Origin of the sequence: Curvivirga aplysinae, assembly GCF_009711445.1 — a bacterium.
GTDB lineage: Bacteria > Pseudomonadota > Alphaproteobacteria > UBA8366 > Aestuariispiraceae > Curvivirga > Curvivirga aplysinae.
Genome location: NZ_SMMC01000116.1, coordinates 6233 through 7993 on the forward strand (window position 1 = coordinate 6233; position 1761 = coordinate 7993).

Below are 1761 nucleotides of genomic sequence, written 5' to 3' on the forward strand. Positions count from 1 at the left end.
TCTCTTTACTAATCTTTGCTTCAATTTTCTTTTTCAGTGCAAAATCCAATTCAACTGGAGGAATTAGTTCAGCAGGGACACCAGAAAACTTCATTGTGAATGGTTGAATATCTTGCATAAGAAGTTTTACAAATTGCTGCCACTTTTCTTCAGGAATATCCTCATCATCTCCAATCTCTAGTTTTTCAGCAGCAAAATAAACTGCATGACTAACAGCACGTATCATTTCCCTTTCCCACAATCCCTTATAGGCTATAGCATATACTTCAGCTATCGGCCTTTTAACATCTTCTGGGTCTATAATTGATTGAAGAATTATCTCCAAATCATGAGCACTTAATTCACAATTTACCTTTAAATGCAGTTCCTCACCTATTGTAGGGTCAATCGCATATGTATCATTTATCTCCATGCCTTGATAATTCTCTGACAACAAAATAAATAAGCGATAACAACTAAAATACTCAAGATATGCATACAATATTTTTTCAGACGGATTTGAAACCACATTTATGCAATGAAAAACTGTATCTTTTGGTCGGTCAGCCACATAGTCAGTTTTATAATCATAGCCAAATATTTTTCTATCGTTTCGTCCGTTTATAACTTCCAAAGCTAAATTACATTCTGCAATATCCGCTCCCAATATTTTTGCATATGCCAAGGCAGTTTTTATAGAGGATTTAATTCCATTAGGATCTCCAAATTGCACTTGTAAGCCTAAGTTACTTGGAGAGTAACTTGAGATTGATTTTGCTTCGTTTAGTAATGTATCCAAATCTAACCAAGGGTATTTCTTCACTATACCTTTCAGTATCTTCTTTCCTTCTCCTTCAGTTCTCGCTGTTACATTTATATCCAGTTTCTTTTGACTTGGTGTCACTTCAACTGTCGGTTCATTTGTACTAATTCTTCCTCCTGGATGTAGAATATATTTTTGCCCGTCTGATCCGATAGTTACCATAGGCTGAACTTGCCCACGTTCTCTTTTAATGTCTAAAAGCAAGCAAAGACTCTCTACTTGTTTTAATAGGGCACGATCCCAGGTTTCGCCGGCCAAACTATTACACCGGTTACAGATAAAACCCTTAACTTTTAAACGACCTCCAATTGCATTGGGTATGACATGTTCTTTTGTGTCATTCTCAGGTGTAATTAAAACACCGCATAGACAACAATGACTCATTCCCCCACTCCCATTCCGTGTAAAATAAAAAACCTTCCACATCTTTAATGGAAGGTTTTGAAAACTTTCTTCGGAACTCTCTATCAATCATTCCTATAGGGTTTAAACCTTTGCTTGGAAGTCGTCATTTTATGCCAGTCATCAATTGTGAGGACTTGAAAATCTGCTGGCATCTCTGGGGACACATCTTGGTAAGCTTGAAAACTTTCACTTGTCAAAGATATCTCCATTTCAACTAAATTTCCTTTTGCAAAAAAGTCGTTACTCATAATTTCCTCTTAACTAGTTACTTCAACGGAAAGTGATTCCTGAAATACCCCTTTTTCAACTTCGCTTCCATTCGGGGATTTTTCGGCAACAATTTCGCGGGCGTATAATCCGAACTCGATTGCTCCCCTTCCTTCAGTCTGCGGCGGAAGATAGCCGGCTTGCTTAATAGCTCGTGCAATTCCTCCTTCAATTCCGACGTTTCCGTTGGTTGAGATATGGCTGTTTCGTCCTTGCTCATTAAATTGCCCTTTCTTGGTTATATGATGCTGAAATAATTCATAATAAATCGTTTCCCACAAAAAAAA

Annotated in this window: 3 protein-coding genes; all 3 read right to left on the reverse strand. The window is 37.3% G+C overall.

Features of this window, described 5'->3' with window-relative positions; translation table 11 throughout:
• A partial coding sequence (locus tag E1160_RS03200) for an HNH endonuclease (protein ID WP_218048680.1) occupies nt 1–1186 on the reverse strand: 1186 nt, incomplete at its 3' end.
• A gap of 83 nt (nt 1187–1269) precedes the next feature.
• The gene (locus E1160_RS03205; RefSeq protein ID WP_155153554.1) at nt 1270–1455 is read right to left on the reverse strand and encodes a hypothetical protein; all 186 of its coding nucleotides are present in this window, start codon (nt 1453–1455) and stop codon (nt 1270–1272) included.
• Between the two features lie 9 nt (nt 1456–1464).
• Nucleotides 1465–1761 (reverse strand): hypothetical protein (locus E1160_RS03210; RefSeq protein WP_218048681.1); only part of this gene is annotated, 297 nt, incomplete at its 5' end.

What these genes read in the sequence shown, in the direction of transcription:
- E1160_RS03205 (WP_155153554.1), bottom strand. Translation starts at nt 1,455, where the DNA reads ATGAGTAACGACTTTTTTGCAAAAGGAAATTTAGTTGAAATGGAGATA.